Here is a 20,867-nt window from a genome sequence, read left to right on the forward strand (position 1 = left end):
TAAGATGGGTTCCTCCAGTAAATATAATAGAGGAAAATCGCTTAACATATTACTTAACACTTGATAAAGCACATACAACAACAGAAGATTATAGGAATTTATTGCACTTGTAGAACGTAGGTAGACGATCCTCTAGATCAGTATACATGTGTAAGTTAATTTAGCATCTCTTTTAGGTTTTGGAATAATCAGACCATTTCGTAAGACTAATCATTTAGTAATAAACCTTTTTATCTGTCTCACAGGTTAATTTATATTAAGGAGCCTTAAATGTGGATTCAAAAGAGTATAAAGCTCTACCAATTCGGTAGCCCGAAGGATGTATTAAATGTTGAATTTAAAACCATCGAACCACCAAAGGATAATGAAATCCTTGTTCGAGTGTTAGCGCGCCCTATCAATCCTTCTGACATAATACCAATAAAAGGTTCTTATTCTCACCGTATTTCCCTACCTCATATTCCTGGTTATGAAGGAGTTGGAATTGTTGAAGATGTAGGACCTTTTGTTTCTCAAAATCTTATCGGAAAACGTGTCTTACCCTTGCGTGGGGAAGGTACTTGGCAGGAACTTGTTAAAACAACAGCGGAATTAGCCGTTTCTATTCCGGATACTATTGACGACTTTACGGCATCTCAAATGTATATAAACCCTATTACTGCCTGGGTGACTTGTACGGAAATCTTAAAGATAAGAGCGAATGATGTACTGTTGGTAAATGCCTGCGGTTCTTCAATCGGACATATTTATGCTCAATTATCAAAGATTTTAGGTTTTAAGTTAATTGCAGTAACTAGAAATAATAAATATACAGAGGATTTGCTTAAAGTTGGTGCTTCTTATGTTATAGATACCTCTAAAACTCCCTTAAATGAAACGGTTATGGAATTAACAAATGGAATGGGGGCGGATGCTGCTATTGACCTCGTTGGAGGTTCAGCTGGGAACGACTTGGCTTTTTGTGTGCATCCTGGAGGAAATTTCTTAACCATCGGCCTTTTATCTGGGGTGCAAGTAAATTGGACGGATATTGTAAACCGTGCAAAAGTGAATGCTAATCTGTTTCATTTACGGAATTGGAATCAAAATGTCACCGCTAATAAATGGCAAGAAACCTTTCATCGGTTGATAAGACTAATAGAAGATAAAGAATTAAGTTTGATGAAGGTCGATTCTACATATGACTTATCGGATGTAAAAAAGGCTGTTGATGTTGTTGAATCTTCTAAAGAAAACAAAGGCAAAGTTCTTTTAACAAGCTACCCGGTGTAAACACAGTAAGGTGATTTTAAACAGTAGAATTGAATCCTTTCCCTCAGACTTAAGGAAACAGTGCAGTCAAATTTTGTCGGGAAATCTTAACAAAGCTTTATCAAATAATCGGCTATTGTTAATGTTAAAAGAGCCAAGAAACAGGTTGTGTTGAAATTACGATCTTGGTAAGTTCGTGCTTAGCTGCGGTTCTAAGGGAAGGTATAACGAACACATAGTTCAGATGATACGGTGCAATCTTTGATAAAAATTGGAAAAGCAATAGCAGTTTGTTCGTGGGGGAACAGGGGAGGATGTACTCAAGGGAACAGCAAAGGTAATGGAGAAGTCGAAGTAAAGCTAAACGAGATGGAAATCAAGTATACGGAGATAACTTTAGAATTCATCAAAAAAATATATTATGTATGGGGTACCGTTGGGAAACCGCATTTACGGCGATAAGCATATTGTTTAGGGGAGAAAATTATGGTTTATTTACATACTTTTTCATTTCCAAATGAGGATATGGAATTTGATTTTTTCATGAACATAAAAAGAACGTGCTATGACTCGTTTTATCCATTTAAAATTTTATCAAGAAATGGCTTTGAAACGATTGTTTTCGAGCCAGTGACGATTTTATATGGCGGAAATGGTTCAGGAAAATCTACAGCATTAAATGTGATAGCAGAAAAAACAGGAATCAAACGTGATTCCATCTATAATAAATCTAATTTCTATCCTAATTTTGTCAATATGTGTGAGATGCAGCTTAAGGCGGACATTCCTGAAAATAGCAGGATTATTACTAGTGATGATGTATTTGATTATATGTTGAATATCCGAAATCTCAATGAGGGAATAGACCAAAAACGGGAAAAACTTTTTGAAGAATATTTGGATGCGAAGTATTCCCACTTTCAGATGAAATCTATGGTAGATTACGAGCAGTTAAAAAAAGTTAACACAGCTAGAAGTAGAACACAGTCCCGTTTTGTGAGAAATGAATTAATGGATAATGTGAGGGAATATTCGAATGGGGAAAGTGCATTCCTGTATTTCACTGAAAAAATTGGTGAAAATGGACTTTATATTTTGGATGAGCCGGAAAACAGTCTTTCCCCAAAACGCCAGCTGGAATTGGTAAAATTTATTGAAGACTCTACCCGGTTTTTTGGCTGTCAATTTATCATATCAACACATTCTCCATTTCTACTATCCATGGGGGAGGCAAAAATTTATAATCTTGATGAAAACCCTGTTAAGGTTAGACGCTGGACGGAATTAGAAAATGTCCGTACATACTATGAATTTTTCAAAAGACATGAAAACAAGTTTTAAGGATGTTGAAGAACTTTGAATAATACTTCTAGAAAAATAGTAGTTACCTCGTAAAAAACCGGCCCTCGGCATGGTTAAGAATTTGAAAGTGATCTGCACATGCGTATTTAATAATAGGAAACCCCCAAAAAAAGTAGGGATGAAACAACCACCGCTATCGATTGATATGAAATAGTAAAGGTTTTAATAACAAAACACTCCTTGGACAAGTAAAGGGGGTTCAGCCGAGATACGTGTAAAAATGGGTCATAGTCTGGAATTCACTTCCAGTTATGACCCGTGTTTATAGGTGTAGATGAATTTTCTTTTCAACTCTCGAATCCCGATAGTTTCATAAACCATCCTTTTAAAGAAGGAGTTTAGTTTATGATTGTTTGCGAGATAAAAAGACCGTTACATACTGCATTGGACTTTGGCACATCGTATCACTGCCCCCGATTTGCCAATGCCTTATAATTGGGAGCCAATGGAGGTTGTTCTAGCCACCCATTTTTGATCATAAGATTAGCACAATCTTCAGCATATTGAGCTACTTCCATAAAAAGTCGATAATAATAGCTTCCTAAATCACGCCTGGGACTTGCAGCTACGGCAGTTCCATAATTTCCAATGCCTGCGGCAATTAAAGCGGTGGTATGAAACATCATAAGCTTATCGGAAAAAGGAGGAACCGTTGTATCCGTTGCCCCATAATCCCAAGTCATAGCGGCAGGGATATTTTCATCAATCAGAACGGAACTGAATATATTTACATGCTTTTTTGCCATTTCCACGCCCCTCATCAAGATTTCACGAACCTCTTTAGATTGGGCGACTTGAGTAAATCCAATCAATAATGCTCTTCCAATAATGTTGGTTTGCGTATTGTTGAACAGATGGGTAATTTCAACGGCATTTAGTGGTCTTCGGTCGCCAAAAAAACCGGTTAGAAAATTTTGTTTTTCCACAAAATCAACATGGTCCGGATTAGGAATGTAGGGAGGTCGAACATATAACCCTTGCGACAATAAAAGGTTTTTTGCTCGATTGTTTAATTCGGTAGCAGATGCAATGCATTCTGTAAAAAATTCATTTACATCGGATCGTGTTGTAAGTCCTGTGGCTACACCGGTCGCCGCAATCCCAAGGATCGCCATGTTCTTTATATACTGAAGGATGAAGGAATCGGAATATAAACGAGGAGCATCTAATTTTACATCCTCTTGTGTGAAGTCATACGGAATAGGAAAATTCCCTTTATTTAAAATTTCTGTTAAGGTTTGGATGTGTTTTTGGCATAAATGCAACGCATATGCCACAATATTTTTAGTTTCATGGTCCTCTGTTTTTTCCAGAAAGTAGCTTAAAACGCCATATCCCCATACTATCGCTCATGTATTGAGCCCAAAGACTTCCCATTTCGGCTGCAGTGAGTTTCGGATTGTGTTCTATATCGTGTTCCTTTTGTTTGGTTGTATCTAGATGATCAATGGTCACTTTAACACCTCTTATGAGCTTATAAATTTTTCAAGATCAGCCTTATTGATTCGAATTTGACATTTTCAAAGTTAAAAGCTATTCGGTCACCTTTATGAAGATTTATGACTTCTCGAACTACCTTTGGAATGATGATTTGCCCTTTTGAGCTGATTTTTGAAACCCTACATACAGATGAATTCACTCCATATCCTTGATTTTCTTTATTATTCTTTACATTAAACTATAGAATTCCGAGTTGAATAGTTTTTTACGGTTTATTTAGCTTTTTCCCTTTTGCGTATCCATTGACGTTGAGTATTTTCCTTTTCTGTGGGTTGCCGTTCTGGATTTTTAATTACTCCTTCTTGCCATACCTGATACCCATAGATGATTACCGCGAGGAAAAGCATCAGTAAGAAAACTCCAAACCTCCCCATATTCACTAAGTTATAAAGCCTTCCTTCGAAGAAATGACTTAAACCAAACATGAATAACCCGTCAATTACGATATTGGTAACCATATACACCCAAAATTTTTGGTATGTGAAATAGAAAATCCACATCGTTCCAACTAAAAATGCTCCATAGGCAAAGGCAACATTGGTGATATATCCCCAAGGAGCAATCTTATCTAACATGATCCACCATTGGAACGTATAAGCCATTTCGAAAAGAATCGTCAGTAACAAAGAAACAAAAATGGCAACTGGCATATACCGTTTGATGGATTCCTTTTTCATAAAAAACAACGATAGCCAAGGAAGGATGAGGGATGACCACATGATAATTTTATTGAACACTAGGTAACCTCCTCATCCTCACTGTTCCATATTAAACGTCTTCTTCTTGTCTCTGCTAAGACGATTTTAATTAAATGTTTTTCTTCCATCCCTTTTGCCTTTTGATACACCTTCATCAACAACTCATCATCAACATTTTCCCATGGAGACCAATCTAGATGATACATTGTTTCACCTTTTCTAAATCCACCTTATAGACTTGGATATGACCATTTTCAATTTTAAACGCTACACTGTCCCCTTCTTGAAGGTTCAAAATATCACGAATGAGCTTAGGTACGGTAATTTGTCCTTTAGAGCTGATTTTGGAAACTTGCAATGGTTTCACCCCAATAAATCTTTAATTTTCTTTCCTAGTCTTTTTTATTCTTTACTTCCCCTGACATTTTTATAAATTAAAAAAACAGCTTCAGTTACGAAGCTGTGTTGATTTAATCATGAATTGTAATCCTTTTATTTATATTTTCTAATTATTTCTTTTGCTAGTTGTTCAGAACTCGAACGAATAGATTTACTCAATTGACGAGTAATTTCTAGAATCTTCTCCTGTTCCACTCCTGCTTTTAACATTAAGTTCACGACATACTTAATAGCTTCATGATCCACCACTATACTATATCCCTACTAAAAGGAAATTTTGAACACCTAGTATCTATTATATGCGTCATCAGATTCTAAACGCAATCATTAAAAGATAGCACATTACTTCCGGAGAATTAAATAATCATTATACGAAAAACAACCGTTTTTCGCATTGCTAATCCCAAACATATTTTGTGGTCTTTTTTTGTTGAATTTCAATGCGAAAACTTATATGAAAATCTATATTCAAAAAACATCCGTTTTTAGTATGATATTGATATAAAAACGAGTAAGTAAGGATGATAGATTTTGAAAATTGGTTATGCTCGGGTTTCTACCCATGAACAGAATTTGGAAATGCAGATTGACGCTTTGAAACAATTCGGGTGTGAGGAGATTTTTACAGAAAAGGTGTCCGGTACAAAGGACGATCGGCCACAATTGGGAATAGCACTGAAGACCTTAAGGTCTGGTGATCTATTTGTTTGTTACAAATTAGATCGAATTGCTAGATCTACTAAAAAATTAATCGAGATTTCTGAGACCTTAGAACAACGAAAGGTAGAGCTGGGCAGCTTACAGGACCACATTGATACAAGTACGGCAATTGGAAAGGCCATGTTTAAAATGTTGGCTGTTATCGCAGAGTTAGAGGCGGATATTATACGGGAAAGAACGTTAGCTGGATTGGCTTCGGCACGTGCAAGGGGAAGAAAGGGCGGCCGTCCCACAGTTGGTTCGAAACAAATTGAAAAGGCTGTGAAACTATACGAGTCGAAAACAGTTACACTGCGTGAAATTAAGGATATGACCGGAATTTCACCGTCGACACTTTATAAGTACCTAAAGAAAGGAAACTAAGGAGACAGTTGAATTGGCATCCATTGAACGAACAGCCTATCCAAGATTTAAGAGAAATCCAACCGTCAAAGAACTTCGTGATATTTACTCGGTAACTCCGGGTGAGAATCAATTCGCGCATCGTGTAGCTCGTGGATCTGTGCCCGTACTTAGTCTTTTGGTCTTGTTGAAGTCTTTCCAACGTCTAGGATACTTTCCTCGTCCAAAAGATATTCCGGTAGCAGTTATTAACCATATACGTAGCTGCTTAAATTTGCCTTTGGAAATAGAGCCGAATTTTCAGAGTAAAACACTATATCGTCATCAAAAGGCCATACGTGAGTATTTAAATGTTACTCCGTACGGCAAAGAGGCTTTGCATATAGCGACATCCGCGATCTATAAAGCTGCACAAGTAATGGACAATCCTGCTGACCTTATTAACGTTGCTATTGCTGAATTGATCAAAGAACAATATGAACTGCCGGCCTTTAGTACACTGGATCGACTGGCCCGCCGGGTGAGAACACTCGTCAACTATCAATTATTTCACACGGTTCTCGCTCGTTTATCTAATGAGGAAAAACATAAACTGGATGAATTATTGGAAACCTCTGATCAAAAACGAAAATCTGATTATCATTACCTTAAAGATTTGCCCAAAAGCCCATCTCTTTCTCATATGAAAGACCTTCAAACCAGATTATCTTGGTTAACGTCCTTCATCGTAGACCTGCAGCGTTTATTGGAAGATATCCCAAATTCAAAGATCAAACATTTTTCTTCAGAAGCTAAGGCATTAGATGCTTCAGAAATAAAGGATTTTTCTCCTCCAAAGCGTTACATGTTGTTATTATGCATGATTCACCGATCACAGGTCACTACCATAGACAATTTGGTAGAGATGTTTATTAAAAGGATCAGAACCATCCACAAGAAAGGTAAAGAAGAATTGGAGCTGATTAGGGAACAGCACCGATCAAAGACTGAAAATCTTATTTCCATTTTAACCGAAGTCCTAGAAGCAACAAACATCCATGATGATGATGCTTCAGCTGGTAAAAAGGTAAAGGAATTAATTATGGCCAAGGGCGGTATTGATGCATTGAAGAGCGATTGTGAATCTGTTTCCACTTATAACGGGAATAATTATTTTCCGTTATTATGGAAGTTTTATAAGAGCCATAGAAAATCTCTGTACCGCTTAGTAAAAATGATTGAAATCGATTCTACCACTCAAGATCGTTCTCTTGTCCTTGCTTTACAGTTTCTTCAGGATCATGAAAACCGTAAGATCGAGTATTTTCAATCAGATTTGGATCTTTCTTTTGTTAACGAACAATGGAGAAATACCGTTTATGTAGGGAAAGACACGGGTTTGATCCATCGAAAACATCTCGAAATCTGTATCTTTTCCTATCTTGCTTCCGAATTTAAAACAGGTGATCTTTGTGTAAAAGGCTCAGAGAACTATGCAGATTATCGGGATCAACTACTTTCATGGAAAGAATGCGAACCGATGGTGATTGATTATTGCGAAGAGCTGGGTTTTCCATCATCATCTACAGATTTTGTTCACCAACTAAAACACTGGTTAACTGAGACGGCAGAAACGGTGAATTTGAATTACCCAGATAACGGACAGGTATTGATTAACGAAGCTGGGGAACCAGTTCTAAAGCGACTAGTACGGAGGGATTCTTCTTCATCAAGTAAGGAGTTAGAGTCTACTATTGTTCAACGGTTACCGGAACGAAACATTATCGACGTATTAGGTAATGTGGAACACTGGACTCGATGGACAAGGCACTTTGGTCCGTTATCGGGATCAGATCCTAAACTCGAACAGGCAACAGAACGATATGTCATTACTTCTTTTGGATATGGGTGCAACCTGGGTCCCGCACAGACCTCTAAACATATGAAGAATGCCGTAACGCCGCATATGATTTCTTTTGTTAATCGTCGCCATATTTCCGCCCAAAAGATCGATCAAGCTATTCGGGATATTTTAAATCATTACAACCAATTCAGTCTGCCCAAACTTTGGGGAGATGGTACCACTGCTGCCGCTGACGGTACAAAGTATGACTTATATGAGGAAAATTTAATATCTGAATACCATATTCGTTATGGTGGTTATGGCGGAATTGCTTATCACCATGTTTCGGATAATTATATTGCATTATTTAGTCATTTCATACCCTGTGGGGTTTGGGAAGCCGTGTACATTATTGATGGACTACTCAAAAATCAATCTGATATACAGCCAGATACCTTACATGCCGATACACAAGGTCAATCAACACCTGTTTTCGCTCTATCTTATCTCCTTGGAATCAACCTGATGCCTCGGATTCGCAACTGGAAGGACCTGAAGTTCTTTCGTCCTTATAAAAATGCTCGTTATAAACATATTGATCCGCTATTTAGTGACGTGATTGACTGGGATCTACTTGAGACACACTGGCAGGATCTGATGCAGGTCGTCTTATCGATCAAAGCCGGTAAAGTCCTCCCTTCAACTCTACTCAGGAAGTTGAGTAATGAAAGTAAAAAAAATCGCTTATATCAAGCATTTAGAGAGCTGGGTCGAGTGGTCAGAACCGTGTTTTTGCTAAGATATATCTCTGACATTAAATTAAGAGAGCAAATAACCGCAAGTACAAACAAAGTGGAAGCCTATAACGGGTTCTCCAAATGGTTTTTCTTTGGTGGAGATGGCGTTATTTCTGAAAATGATCCGGAAGAACAGGAAAAGCGTATTAAATACAATGATCTCGTAGCTAACGCTGTGATTTTCCAAAACGTAGTTGATATGACGATGATCTTGTGGGAATTGATAAACGAAGGATATAACTTCTCACGAGAAGATCTAGTCATGCTCAGTCCCTATCTTACCAGACATATTAAGCGATTTGGTGAATATGTACTTGATTTGGAAAATGTACCCCCACCAATAGAAGAGGGTCACAGGTTGGAAATAATATCCACGCTGTGACCCATTTTTACACGTATCTCGGCTGAACCCCTACATCTGCTAAAGCAGGGCGGTAAGGAATTTAATTTGAATTATTTTCGTGAGTTGAAAAATGGACAACTTCGAATGCTGCTCTTGGACGAGAAAATTTCCAAAAAAGGCATCCGTCAACTCGTCAACACCTTGCTGACAGACCCTGCTATTTCTCAACGTCTTTATCTGGTTATCGTGACTGGAGATGTTAATGATTACATCAATAATCAGCTAACGAAGCAACCAGATTTGGATTACTTTCTTTATCTCATGTTCAAGCACTATGAAAAGCAAGGTGATATCAATATCGTAAATCTCCATCAATTTATGAAAAAGCTATACTCTCCCTACGCTGATCCCGTCTTGCCCATATTTAAAGCAAACCATGATAATTTTTCCTATGAAGGTACAGCATTATTTAAAGATGATCGACTCATCAGTTCCATTCAGAAAAGGAAAGACGAGATATTCCAGTTAATCAGTAACAACTACTATCTTAAAACCCTGGAGATTCCATCCTTATCCGTATCTCTGGGTAAAGTCCGGTCAAAGGTTGAAATGGCAATGAATCATGACTATTCCACCCTTACGATGACAGTCAAACTAGAAGGCAGGATTGAGGAATATATCGGAGAAAAAAATATACTGGATTACAATCAATTAGCTGATCTCAAGAAAGATATCATATCGTACTTAGAAGCTCAGTCGAGGGACTTGTTAAAGAATCTTCAGAAATCGAAAGTGGATCCCTTACAAATTGGGACACTAACCCTTACCCCTTTTTCAAGACCAATGAGTGAACAAGAATGGTTTCAACATTGGGAAAAAATGCAGATTAAAGTAGTTTATGAGCTTGACATCCAACCATTGACAAAAGTAATAGGATGAGTTAGTCCACTAATTGCGCATAACTGCCCAAAAGGAGTCATAAGCATGTGGCTCCTTAACTATCGTTCACCGTCGTAGAACAACTTTTTATTTGACCTGATATATTTCAATAACGAAGCCTTTGAATGACACTAGAAATGAGTATAGGCTGAAGATAACTAAATAGGAGTAAATGGGTGCCCTTTTCTTCACTCTGCTGTAGTTAATGGGAAAGTGATATCGACGCTAGTCCCCTTTCCTAACTCACTATGAAATTCCATTTCTCCCCTATGTTCCTTGACAATTTTAGAACAAACCATTAATCCTAAACCGGTACCCTTTTCTTTTAGAGAATAGAACGGTTGACCTAGATAAGGAATTCTTTCTGGCTCTATTCCTTCCCCTTGATCCGTGATAGAGATATTTATTTCATTAGAATTTTGACGGTAAATACTAATTCTAACTATGCCCCCGTTCGGCATAGCCTCTATCGCGTTTTTTAACAAGTTTATAAATACTTGTTTAATTTGATTTGCTTCACAAAACAATAGGGCAAATCAGGCTCGATTTCCGTGATGATTTCAATATCGTTCATAATAGCTTGAGAATTAATAAGTGGTAAAACTTGTTCCAGCAGCGACTTCAGGTCATTGTGTTGAAAATGCACCAAATGAGGCTTGGCCAACATAAGAAACTCGTTTGTGATCAACTCGATTCGCTCCAGTTCCGAATACATGAGGTCCGCATACATGGGATTTGGAAAATCAGCCTTCAAAAACTGCAAGAAACCTTTTAGCGTGGTTAATGGATTCCTTATTTCGTGGGCAACTCCTGACGCAAGTTCCCCCACTATTGATAGTTTTTCCGATTTGATCAAAAGTTTCTCTTCTTGTTTTCGTTCTGAAATATCACGACTAATAATTACTAAACCTTCAATAGAAGAATTTCTTTTATATATTGGCATAATGTTTGCCTCTACATATACCCAATCTCCTATTTTGTTCCGAACTCGACATTCGACTTTGGCAGCTTGTTTTCTTTCCAACGCATCAACCACCATTAATTGGTTATCCGGATGAACCGTTTTGATTAGTTGGCCCTCACCATTTAGGTCATTTAACCTATATCCTAAGTACTTTTCGCAGGATGGTGAACAATAAGTAACCCTCATTTGTTCATTTAGGACAAGTATGAAATCCGAAGTGTTTTCTGCAATCATACGATACTTTGATTCAAATAAGCTTACTCGACGAAGATATGATAGTAGATAAAAACCTATTCCTCCGCCTATCCAAATAGCTAGGATATAATCTCTATACAGGGATAAAATGTTGACGGACTTGTCCTGAATAGTGATGACATAAGCAATATAGAGATTTGTTATGCTTACTACTGTTAACATCAACAACATCTTAATCCAATTTCTGAGTTTAAATATTGTAATAAAAGCACAAAATCCAGCAGTAACAAAAAGGGTCAACTGAACAAGTAATAATTGTATATGAAATTCATCATATATCAGCAATCTTCCGAGATATACGATAATAGTAGCAATTAACGCAGAAGCCCAACCACCATATAAGACTGCAAACACAATGGGTAAATAACGTAAATCTATGTAGATCCCAGTAGAAATTGGAAAATGAAATTATAGTAATAACAGACCTACAATACCGTTTGCAATACCATAATAGATACGTTCCTTTATGCTGGAATAAATCGAGAGGTTTATATCCTTAAAAAGTTGATGGATAACAAAATACGCACAAACAAGAATGGTGATATTGATGAATAGTTCGCGAATCATTTATAATAACCTCTTTGTAAGATAGTGACCAAACAATACTAATAGTATAATAATTTTAAAAAGAATGTACACTAAATAAGACAATTTATCATATGATTCCGATATGTATCAAATAATACCAATTTTATGTCCCATCATAAGCACCATTTATTGAGGATAACTGCCATTTAGCTTAATAAAATTTAATTATTTTCCAGTTCTGATAATCGCCTATACAAAGCTGATCTTGAGACATTCGTTATTTCACAAATTTGCTTTACAGTCATTTTGCCTTCACGATAAAGCTTTACTGCATAGTTAATCCCGGCATGTTTATGGTGATACTTCTTGACTCTTCCTCGATATTTCCCTTCCTTCTTAGCAAGGTCAATTCCCTCACGTTGACGCATACGAATGAGATCTCGTTCCAGTTGATTTACTCCACCCATTACGGTCATAAGAAATTGACTATAAGGATTCTCTTCGGATAGATCAAGCCACGAGTCTTTTAAAGATTTTAGATTGGCTTTTTTCTGCTTTATGTAATCGACCAGTTCGAATAAATCTCTTGTACTTCTGGTAATGCGAGTAAGGTCAGATACATAGATGATGTCATCTTCTCGTAACTCCTTTAACATTTTCTGCAATTCAGGTCTATCCTGTGTTGCTCCAGATTCTTTTTCTTCAAAAATAACATCCATTCCAACTTCATTTAGCTGCTGAAGCTGTCTAGCTGGGTTCTGATCCAACGAACTGACCCGAATATAACCGATTTTCCGCATATTCTCACCTCTATTTTTGAAACAAGTCTTATGGGACACTCTTAAGTAGCATTCTACCAGTATTTAATAGTTATTCCAATAGAGTATACTCTATTGATATGATTATGGTAGTTTTTAATTTTGGATGCATCTGGGGGAACTCAACTTGAGGGGAAAAGAACTGCTTACAGAAGAAGAAAGGATAGCACTTATGTCTATTCATTCGGACATTAGTGACAAAGAAATTGGAATCTACTATACGCTAACAGATACGGATGTGGATTTTATAAAGCAACATCGCCGAGGTCATAATCGATTAGGAGTAGCCGTACAACTGTCTGTCCTTCGTTATCCGGGATGGTCGTTATCTAACATCAGAGAAGTACCAAAACAAGTGCTTGGCTACATCGCAAAACAAATTCAGGTGCGCCCGGAAGAATTTACTCTTTATGCGCAACGTGAGGCAACTCGTAAAGAGCATTTAGAGGAGATCCGCCAGTTGTATGGGTATCGCAACTTTAGCATTCGCGGATACCGGGCTTTATCTCAATTTATACTTGAAGCGGCTATGGAGAATGGAAAAACTGATTACCTTATTCATCTAGCTATCAACGAGCTACGTAAGCAAAAGATTATATTGCCAGCCATGACAACCATTGAAAGGTTCGTATGGGAATCTCGTCGTAGAGCAGAAGAAAGGATCTTTAAAAGCATTACTTCTTCCATCTCTGAAGTGCAAAGTCAGCAGTTAGACGAAACGTTAGATGTAAGTGATGAATATAAAAAAACGCCACTGGCTTGGTTGAGGGAAGTCCCCGGTCAATCTTCCCCAGAGGCATTTTTAAAGGTCGTTCAACGTCTAGAATATATACGGGACATGAAATTACAAATTGATTTTGAGAGGATTCATCCAAACCGACTTTTACAATTGTCTCGTTTAGGATCGAAGTACGAACCACGATCATTCCGCAGATTTAATCAGGACAAGAAGTATGCCATTCTATCCCTTTACCTTTTAAATTTAAGTCAGGATTTAATTGATCAAGCCTTTGAAATTCATGATCGACAAATCCTTTTATTGTTATCCAAGGGAAGAAAAGCGCAAGAGGAAATGCAAAAAATGAATGGAAAAGCACTCAATGAAAAAGTGGTTCATTTTGCAGATTTGGGTGCTGCTCTCATCCGGGCAAAGCAAGAAGGTATTGACCCCTTTGAAGCATTAGAGTCTGTCATGTCATGGGAGAAATTAGTGAGTTCGATTGAAGAAGCCAAACAGTTATCTCGACCCATTGATTATGACTATCTGGATTTACTTGAAAATCGCTTTACGCATTTACGTAAATATACTCCGACCCTATTGAATGCATTGGAATTTAAATCAACCAGATCAGCCGACCCCTTATTGAAAGCCATTCATACCATTAAAGACATGAATGATAACGGAAAGAGAAAAGTACCTGAAGGTGCTCCATTAGATTTTGTTCCTAATCGTTGGCAGAAGCATGTATATGATGAAGATGGTAGTATTAACCGCCATTATTATGAAATGGCAGTTTTAACAGAATTACGGAATTTAGTACGCTCAGGTAATGTATCGATTGTCGGAAGCAGACAATTTAAGGATTTTGAAGAATATTTAGTACCTACAGAGAAATGGAAGCAAGATAAATCCAGAATAAAACTTTCTGTGGGTTTATCTGCCGAGGATTATTTAAGGGAAAGAATGGATGCGTTGTCAACACGCCTCCATTGGGTTTCTGATAACATCACTCAACTAGAAGGTGTAGATCTTGAAGACGGGAAAATTCATGTTAGTCGCTTAGAGAAGGATGTTCCAGAGGATGCCAAAGAGTACAGTTTATCGCTCTATCAGTTATTACCTCGTATTAAATTAAACGATCTTTTAATGGAAGTAGCTAGTTGGACTGGATTTGATCAAGAATTGATTCACGCATCTACTAATAAACCACCAAATGAAGAAGAAAAGCCGATTCTTATGGCAAGTATTATGGCAATGGGGACCAACATTGGTCTGACGAAAATGGCGGATGCAACTCCGGGTATTTCTTACCGACAGATGGCGAATGCCGTTGAATGGAGACTTTATGAGGATGCCATGAATAAAGCTCAAGCCGTGCTAGTTAACTTCCATCATCAATTAGCACTCTCGTCTTATTGGGGGAATGGAACTACCTCATCCTCTGATGGGATGCGTGTTCAAATCGGTGTATCATCTTTACACGCAGATGCTAACCCTCATTACGGAACGGGAAAAGGAGCTACCATCTATCGCTTTGTTAGTGATCAGTTCTCAAGTTTCTACACCAAAGTGATAAACACCAATGCAAGAGATGCCGTTCATGTCATAGATGGATTACTGCATCACGAGACAGATTTAAAAATAGAGGAACATTACACGGACACGGCTGGTTATACGGATCAAGTCTTTGGGCTAACTCACTTACTAGGATTTCGGTTTGCACCGAGATTAAGGGAGTTAGCGGATTCTAAACTGTACGTATTTGATAAAGCAAAGGAGTTTCCAAACATCGAAAAGTTATTTCGAGGGAAAATCAATTCAAAGGTTATTCGAGAAAATTATGATGATGTACTGCGCCTTGCTCATTCTATCCGGGAAGGAACGGTATCGGCATCTTTAATCATGGAGAAATTAGGTTCCTATTCTAGACAAAATAGCTTGGCAACAGCTCTACGAGAGATGGGACGTATTGAAAAGACTATTTTCCTGTTAGATTATATTTCGAATGAATCATTAAGAAGGAGAATCCAACGTGGTTTGAATAAAGGAGAGCATATGAACGCTCTAGCTAGAGCTATCTTTTTTGGCAAACACGGTGAATTTCGGGAACGTGCACTTCAAGATCAATTACAAAGAGCGAGTGCATTAAATATCCTTATTAATGCCATCAGTATTTGGAACACGGTTTATCTCTCCAAAGCATTAAAATACAAGAAGGAAGAGGGAGATTATAAAGAAGAATTTCTTGGACATTTATCACCGCTTGGATGGGGGCATGTTAATTTCTTGGGTGAATACTCTTTTAAAGTTAACCATTTAAATTCGTTAGACTCATTACGTCCTCTTAGAATATAGAAATAAGACCCGATTTTCCTTAGCGTTGGAATTTCGGGTTTTACACTTCCAAAAACTGTCTTAGCGTACGATTTTCGCGTTTTGTCGGCGGGACCCCTTATACGAAGAAAATTTATTATCTGAATACCATATTCGTTATGGTGGTTATGGCGGCATTGCATATCACCATGTTTCGGATAATTACATTGCATTATTTAGCCACTTCATACCCTGTGGGGTTTGGGAAGCCGTGTACATTATTGATGGACTACTCAAAAATCAATCTGATATACAACCAGACACCTTACATGCCGATACACAAGGTCAATCCACACCCGTTTTCGCTCTAACTCATCTCCTTGGAATCAATCTGATGCCTAGGATTCGCAACTGGAAGGATCTGAAGTTCTTTCGTCCTCATAAAGATGCTCGTTATGAACATATTGATCCGCTATTTAGTGACGTGATTGACTGGGATCTGCTTGAGACACACTGGCAGGATCTCATGCAGGTGGTCTTGTCGATTAAAGCCGGTAAAGTCCTCCCTTCCACTCTACTTAGGAAACTGAGTAATGACAGTAAGAAAAATCGCTTATATCAAGCATTTAGAGAGCTTGGTCGAGTGGTAAGAACTGTGTTTTTGCTCAGATATATCTCTGACATAAAATTAAGAAAACAAATAAACGCAAGTACAAACAAAGTGGAGGCATATAACGGGTTCTCTAAATGGTTTTTCTTTGGTGGAGATGGCGTTATTTCCGAAAATGACCCGGAAGAACAGGAAAAGCGTATTAAATACAATGATCTCGTAGCTAACGCGGTAATTTTCCAAAATGTGGTTGATATGACGATGATCTTGTGGGGATTGATAAACGAAGGATATACGTTCTCACGAGAAGATCTATTCATGCTCAGTCCCTATCTTACCAGACATATTAAACGATTTGGTGAATATGTACTTGATTTAGATAATATGCCCCCACCGATAGAAGGAGAAATTCCGGTATAAATCAAACAGGGTCACAAACTGGAAATAATATCCACGCTATGACCCATTTTTACACGTATCTCGGCTGAACCCCTGTATAGAAAGATGCAAAGGGAGAAAGAAAGTTAAAAAAAGTGGGAATTGAATGGTCTATTCGGAAGGGATAAATATGGATATTGAAAAGAACAAAAGTAACCAAAACCGTTTAAGGATTCTTAATGAGGAGGAAATAAAGACTATTTATGAAAAACCAAATTTCACATATGAAGATCGTTGTTCTTACTTTTCTCTCTCACAGTCTGAGAAAGAGTTGCTACATACATTGCGTTCCATCAAATCTAAAGCTTATTTCATTCTACAATTGGGTTACTTCAAAGCCAAACAACTATTTTTTACATTTGACCTCCATGAGGTAGGAGAGGATCTACAGTATGTTTTAAAGGAGTATTTCAACAATAGTGACCTTAATGATTGGGGTCCCGTTGATAAATCTACTCGTTTAAAACAACAGCAATTGATTCTTAATTTATTTAACTACCGCAGTTGTGGCATTGCAGAACGGCATACCATGGAGGAAAAGGCTCGTAAGGCTGCAACATTTTGCGGTAAACCCATTTATATCTTCCGCGAAATCATGAATTATTTGTCTGAGCATCGTATTGTTGTTCCTGTTTATAGTCTTATGCAAGATATGATAGGACAGGTAATAACCCATGAACAAAATCGATTGATCACACTGATACAAAACCATCTTAAACAAATGGATATCGAAGCTTTAGATCGGTTACTGGAAGACTCGTCTGGATTGTATGAAATTACATTACTGAAGCATGAGCCGAAAGATTTCAGTGCTACTGAGATAAAGCGAGAGATGGAACGGGGTAAACAAATACAACAGTTGTATCATTTGGCCCAAGAATTGTTGCCAAAGCTAAATATTTCGAACGAAAGCATCAAGTATTACGCTTCCTTAATAAGCTATTACTCAGTCTTTAGACTGAAACGACTGAATGAATGGATTGTTTATATATATTTATTATGTTTCGTGTTTCATCGTTATCAACGGATGCATGACAATCTGATTAACACTTTCATATATAGCGTGAGAGGTTATATCGATGATTCAAAATTAACAGCAAAAGAACGTGTTTACGAGTGCTATACAGAGAGCAATCAAGACATGAAAAAAGCAGGGGAACTACTCAAAATATTTACTGATGATCATATCCCTGCCGATACTCCCTTTAAGGATATTCAAAGTCGTGCATTTACGATTCTAGAACGTCAGAAACTGGAATCCATAGCGACTCAGATCACTACAAATATAAAATATGATGAAACTGCCTTCCAATGGGAACAGATTGATCAGCAGACACGTCGATTTAAACGTTATTTAAGACCCATATTTTTGCAGGTTGATTTCGTTGCTCCTTCACCGAATGATCCATTAATTAAAGCAATCGATTTTATGAAGACCGCCTTTAATAAGAATAAAGCGTTAGGACAGTATCACTCGGATCATTTGCCAAATGGTTTCATACCCGATGGTGCGAAGCGTTATATCTATGAACAAAAAACAATCTTAGCTGATCGTTATGAATTTTTGGTCTATCGCATCCTGCGCAACCGTTTGGAAGCAGGGGATATATTTTGTCGTGATAGTATCCGATTTCGCAGTTTTGAGGATGACCTGATCAATGATCATCAATGGCAACAAAAAGAAACATTGATAGCCGATACTGGTCTGACAATTTTTAACCAACCCATTCATAGTCATTTAGTGGAACTTGAGAGAAGATTAGAAGATCGAATTACGGAGGTTAACCAAAGCATTGCATCTGGCGAAAATGAACATCTTCAAATAAAAAAACGGGGTTCACATACCCGATGGACATTACCTTATACTCGGGATACAGAGTCCATTAATCACTCATTCTATGATACATTAAGGCAAATAGACATTAGAAGTGTCTTGCATTTTGTTCAACAACACTGTCAATTTCTTGACTCATTTGAGCACATTCTGGGGCGTTATGCCAAACAGAATAAAGACAATCGAATTCTTGTTGCCTGTCTAATCGCTTGGGGAACCAACATGGGGTTAGGTAGGATGGGGGAAATTTCAGATATTAGCTATCCGTTACTGGCTGCCACATCTGATAATTTTATTCGTCTGGAGACTTTAAAAGAAGCGAATGATTGTATCAGTAATGCCATAGCCAAACTCCCAATTTTTAAACATTATGACATTGGTGAGACGATTCATTCTAGTAGTGACGGGCAGAAAATTGAGACCCGAATCAATACCATTAATTCTCGTCATTCACCTAAATACTTCGGTCTTGGTAAAGGGATTGTTTCCTATACAATGGTAGCCAACCATATCCCTGTTAATGCTCGAATTATTGGGGCTAATGAGCATGAAAGTCATTATGTGTTTGATATTCTATTCAACAACACATCTGATATTCAGCCTGATGTGCATTCCACGGACACACACGGAACCAATGAAGTGAATTTTGCTATCCTTAAATTTTTTGGTTATCAGTTTGCGCCTCGCTACAAGGTTATTCACGACAAAGTTAGCAAATCTCTTTACGGATTCAAACATCCAAGCCAATATGGAGATATACTGATCAAGCCAGTTCGAAAGATTAATACGAATCTCATTATAGAAGAATGGGAAAATATTCAACGAATTATGCTATCCCTTGCAGTTAAAACAACCACACAAAGCATTATAATTGGTAAGCTAAGTGCTTATGCACGGAAGAACAAAACCAAACGTGCTTTATGGGAGTACGATAACATCATAAGGAGTCTATATTTTTTGGATTATATTGATTCTCCACCTTTACGCCGAAATGTGCAAAGGGCATTAAATCGGGGGGAAAGTTATCATAAATTACGCAAAGCAGTATCCTTTGCTAATTTTGGAAAATTACGTTTCAAAAATGAAAATGATCAACAAATCTGGGGTGAATGCAGTCGCTTACTCTCCAATTGCATTATTTTTTACAATGCCAGTATTTTATCTAATATGTTGGCTTACCAAGAAACAAAGGGACTGGATTCCGACGTTATGAAACAAATATCTTCAGTCGCATGGCAACATATTAACTTCTATGGAAGATACGAGTTTAATATACAACAAGAGTCTGTTGACATGGATGCACTCATTCAAGAATTGGCTCATTCAAAATTTATATCTGAAATAGGGATAAACAATATATAAGGAGTACTTTGTTAGAAATTTTAGGGAAGCACTCCTTATTCCCCTTTTTCGGGGGATGTGCAAAAACACCCAATCTCGATCTGTTCCGCGTAATAGCGGGACGCACCAAGACACCGCTATCGGCGGGGGAGAGGCTTCATACGAGATGGGACTTTGAGCAGCTGCTCAAGCTTGATGCCGTGTCTATTATTCAACCTGATATATGCAATTGTGGAGGCCTTTCGGAGGCGAAGAAAATCAGTGATCTGGCGATGATCTATGATGTCCGAGTTCAGGCGCATGTTGCTGGGACACCGATCGCTGAAGCTGCAGCGATGCAGCTCGAAGCCGCCATTCCGAACTTCTTCATTCATGAATCTTATTACATGCAACCCTATGAGGATAACCTGACCTATTGTAAATATCGCTATCTTCCTGAAAATGGGTATTTAACCGTTCCTGATCTTCCCGGACTCGGACAGGAGTTGACTGATGAGGCGATGGAGCAGGCACTCGCGCATCTTGTGGTAGACTAGGGCACTAATCGAACCGTCATAGCGCTTTTGCGCTTTGACGAATAGGGTTAGAAAAGGGCTAATTTATAGTCCATATTCTTTCATTTTCCTACACAGAGTAGAACGGTTCATATTTAGATATTTCGCTGTTTCACTGCAGTTGTATTTACAGATTTTTTAAACAACTGCTATTTTTTGTTCTTCCGACAAAAAAAACTTATTCGAGACGCTGTAATTACTATGAACCCGAAAAGGAGACTCTTTTTCATCTGTTTTTACCGAACAATAGGAAAAGAAATTCATTTAAATTTTTTCTAAAAATTAATTGACAGTAATTCAAAAATTAAATAAAATGAA

18 protein-coding genes and 1 pseudogene are annotated in these 20,867 nt (G+C 37.7%); 9 read left to right on the plus strand and 10 right to left on the minus strand.

All coding sequences use genetic code 11. The features are described from left to right. The first annotated feature begins 270 nt into the window (after positions 1 to 270). Both J2Z37_RS09260 and J2Z37_RS09265 read left to right on the plus strand, forming a co-directional pair. Complete coding sequence (locus J2Z37_RS09260; protein ID WP_209809975.1) at positions 271 to 1,272, plus strand: zinc-dependent alcohol dehydrogenase family protein; 1,002 nt, start codon at positions 271 to 273, stop codon at positions 1,270 to 1,272. Positions 1,273 to 1,776: 504 nt separating this feature from the next. Beyond that, positions 1,777 to 2,592: an AAA family ATPase gene (locus J2Z37_RS09265; RefSeq protein WP_245203686.1), complete on the plus strand. Its 816-nt coding sequence runs from the start codon at positions 1,777 to 1,779 to the stop codon at positions 2,590 to 2,592. A gap of 425 nt (positions 2,593 to 3,017) precedes the next feature. Here the strand turns inward: J2Z37_RS09265 and J2Z37_RS09270 are convergent, their stop codons facing one another. The 6 genes from J2Z37_RS09270 to J2Z37_RS09290 all read right to left on the minus strand — a co-directional run bounded on the left by J2Z37_RS09270 (position 3,018) and on the right by J2Z37_RS09290 (position 5,169). Continuing rightward, positions 3,018 to 3,890 carry a DUF3231 family protein gene (locus tag J2Z37_RS09270; protein WP_342453804.1) on the minus strand — a complete coding sequence of 291 codons (873 nt, stop codon included), beginning with the start codon at positions 3,888 to 3,890 and terminating at the stop codon, positions 3,018 to 3,020. Between the two features lie 13 nt (positions 3,891 to 3,903). Then, positions 3,904 to 4,068 (minus strand): DUF3231 family protein, encoded by a 165-nt coding sequence (locus J2Z37_RS25495; RefSeq protein ID WP_245203687.1) that lies wholly within the window; start codon positions 4,066 to 4,068, stop codon positions 3,904 to 3,906. 19 nt (positions 4,069 to 4,087) lie between these two features. Next, positions 4,088 to 4,252: an AbrB/MazE/SpoVT family DNA-binding domain-containing protein gene (locus tag J2Z37_RS26120; RefSeq protein WP_209809977.1), complete on the minus strand. Its 165-nt coding sequence runs from the start codon at positions 4,250 to 4,252 to the stop codon at positions 4,088 to 4,090. A 73-nt stretch (positions 4,253 to 4,325) separates the two neighbouring features. Further along, positions 4,326 to 4,850 carry a hypothetical protein gene (locus J2Z37_RS09280; protein ID WP_209809978.1) on the minus strand — a complete coding sequence of 175 codons (525 nt, stop codon included), beginning with the start codon at positions 4,848 to 4,850 and terminating at the stop codon, positions 4,326 to 4,328. Continuing rightward, a complete protein-coding gene (locus J2Z37_RS09285) occupies positions 4,850 to 5,017 on the minus strand; it encodes a hypothetical protein (protein WP_209809979.1) in 168 nt (55 codons plus the stop codon). The genes J2Z37_RS09280 and J2Z37_RS09285 overlap by 1 nt, the downstream gene beginning before the upstream one ends. Further along, positions 5,005 to 5,169: an AbrB/MazE/SpoVT family DNA-binding domain-containing protein gene (locus J2Z37_RS09290; protein WP_209809980.1), complete on the minus strand. Its 165-nt coding sequence runs from the start codon at positions 5,167 to 5,169 to the stop codon at positions 5,005 to 5,007. The genes J2Z37_RS09285 and J2Z37_RS09290 overlap by 13 nt, the downstream gene beginning before the upstream one ends. 572 nt (positions 5,170 to 5,741) lie before the next feature. On the opposite strand from J2Z37_RS09290, the gene J2Z37_RS09295 reads away from it, so the two are divergent. The 3 genes from J2Z37_RS09295 (at position 5,742) to J2Z37_RS09305 (ending at position 10,173) form a co-directional block, all read left to right on the plus strand. Then, a complete protein-coding gene (locus J2Z37_RS09295) occupies positions 5,742 to 6,293 on the plus strand; it encodes a recombinase family protein (protein ID WP_209809981.1) in 552 nt (183 codons plus the stop codon). A gap of 13 nt (positions 6,294 to 6,306) precedes the next feature. Further along, positions 6,307 to 9,273: a Tn3 family transposase gene (locus tag J2Z37_RS09300; RefSeq protein WP_209809982.1), complete on the plus strand. Its 2,967-nt coding sequence runs from the start codon at positions 6,307 to 6,309 to the stop codon at positions 9,271 to 9,273. Positions 9,274 to 9,339: 66 nt separating this feature from the next. Continuing rightward, positions 9,340 to 10,173 carry a Ger(x)C family spore germination protein gene (locus J2Z37_RS09305; protein WP_209809983.1) on the plus strand — a complete coding sequence of 278 codons (834 nt, stop codon included), beginning with the start codon at positions 9,340 to 9,342 and terminating at the stop codon, positions 10,171 to 10,173. 188 nt (positions 10,174 to 10,361) lie between these two features. On the opposite strand, the gene J2Z37_RS09310 is transcribed toward J2Z37_RS09305, so the two are convergent. From J2Z37_RS09310 to J2Z37_RS09320, 3 genes are all read right to left on the minus strand, one after another. Beyond that, positions 10,362 to 10,658 (minus strand): ATP-binding protein, encoded by a 297-nt coding sequence (locus J2Z37_RS09310; RefSeq protein ID WP_209809984.1) that lies wholly within the window; start codon positions 10,656 to 10,658, stop codon positions 10,362 to 10,364. A gap of 2 nt (positions 10,659 to 10,660) precedes the next feature. Next, the gene (locus J2Z37_RS09315; protein ID WP_209809985.1) at positions 10,661 to 11,746 is read right to left on the minus strand and encodes a PAS domain S-box protein; all 1,086 of its coding nucleotides are present in this window, start codon (positions 11,744 to 11,746) and stop codon (positions 10,661 to 10,663) included. A 395-nt stretch (positions 11,747 to 12,141) separates the two neighbouring features. Further along, entirely contained in the window at positions 12,142 to 12,720 is a 579-nt protein-coding gene (locus tag J2Z37_RS09320; protein WP_209809986.1) for a recombinase family protein, read from the minus strand. A gap of 124 nt (positions 12,721 to 12,844) precedes the next feature. On the opposite strand from J2Z37_RS09320, the gene J2Z37_RS09325 reads away from it, so the two are divergent. From J2Z37_RS09325 to J2Z37_RS09340, 4 genes and pseudogenes are all read left to right on the plus strand, one after another. Beyond that, on the plus strand, positions 12,845 to 15,814 hold the full coding sequence (locus tag J2Z37_RS09325; protein WP_209809987.1) for a Tn3 family transposase: 2,970 nt from the start codon (positions 12,845 to 12,847) through the stop codon (positions 15,812 to 15,814). A 97-nt stretch (positions 15,815 to 15,911) separates the two neighbouring features. Continuing rightward, a pseudogene (locus J2Z37_RS09330) lies at positions 15,912 to 16,802 on the plus strand (transposase); the annotation flags it as partial. Positions 16,803 to 16,950: 148 nt separating this feature from the next. Further along, positions 16,951 to 20,016 (plus strand): Tn3 family transposase, encoded by a 3,066-nt coding sequence (locus J2Z37_RS09335; protein WP_209809988.1) that lies wholly within the window; start codon positions 16,951 to 16,953, stop codon positions 20,014 to 20,016. An 8-nt stretch (positions 20,017 to 20,024) separates the two neighbouring features. After that, on the plus strand, positions 20,025 to 20,531 hold the full coding sequence (locus J2Z37_RS09340) for an enolase C-terminal domain-like protein (protein WP_209809989.1): 507 nt from the start codon (positions 20,025 to 20,027) through the stop codon (positions 20,529 to 20,531). Between the two features lie 63 nt (positions 20,532 to 20,594). Here the strand turns inward: J2Z37_RS09340 and J2Z37_RS26125 are convergent, their stop codons facing one another. Then, complete coding sequence (locus J2Z37_RS26125; protein WP_209810110.1) at positions 20,595 to 20,684, minus strand: helix-turn-helix domain-containing protein; 90 nt, start codon at positions 20,682 to 20,684, stop codon at positions 20,595 to 20,597. Between the last annotated feature and the right edge of the window lie 183 nt (positions 20,685 to 20,867).

It is taken from the genome of Ammoniphilus resinae (assembly GCF_017873965.1).
Lineage (GTDB): Bacteria > Bacillota > Bacilli > Aneurinibacillales > RAOX-1 > Ammoniphilus_A > Ammoniphilus_A resinae.

What these genes read in the sequence shown, in the direction of transcription:
- J2Z37_RS09335 (WP_209809988.1), top strand. Translation starts at nt 16,951, where the DNA reads ATGGATATTGAAAAGAACAAAAGTAACCAAAACCGTTTAAGGATTCTT.
- J2Z37_RS09265 (WP_245203686.1), top strand. Translation starts at nt 1,777, where the DNA reads ATGGAATTTGATTTTTTCATGAACATAAAAAGAACGTGCTATGACTCG.
- J2Z37_RS09320 (WP_209809986.1), bottom strand. Translation starts at nt 12,720, where the DNA reads ATGCGGAAAATCGGTTATATTCGGGTCAGTTCGTTGGATCAGAACCCA.
- J2Z37_RS09260 (WP_209809975.1), top strand. Translation starts at nt 271, where the DNA reads ATGTGGATTCAAAAGAGTATAAAGCTCTACCAATTCGGTAGCCCGAAG.
- J2Z37_RS09285 (WP_209809979.1), bottom strand. Translation starts at nt 5,017, where the DNA reads ATGTATCATCTAGATTGGTCTCCATGGGAAAATGTTGATGATGAGTTG.
- J2Z37_RS09325 (WP_209809987.1), top strand. Translation starts at nt 12,845, where the DNA reads ATGCATCTGGGGGAACTCAACTTGAGGGGAAAAGAACTGCTTACAGAA.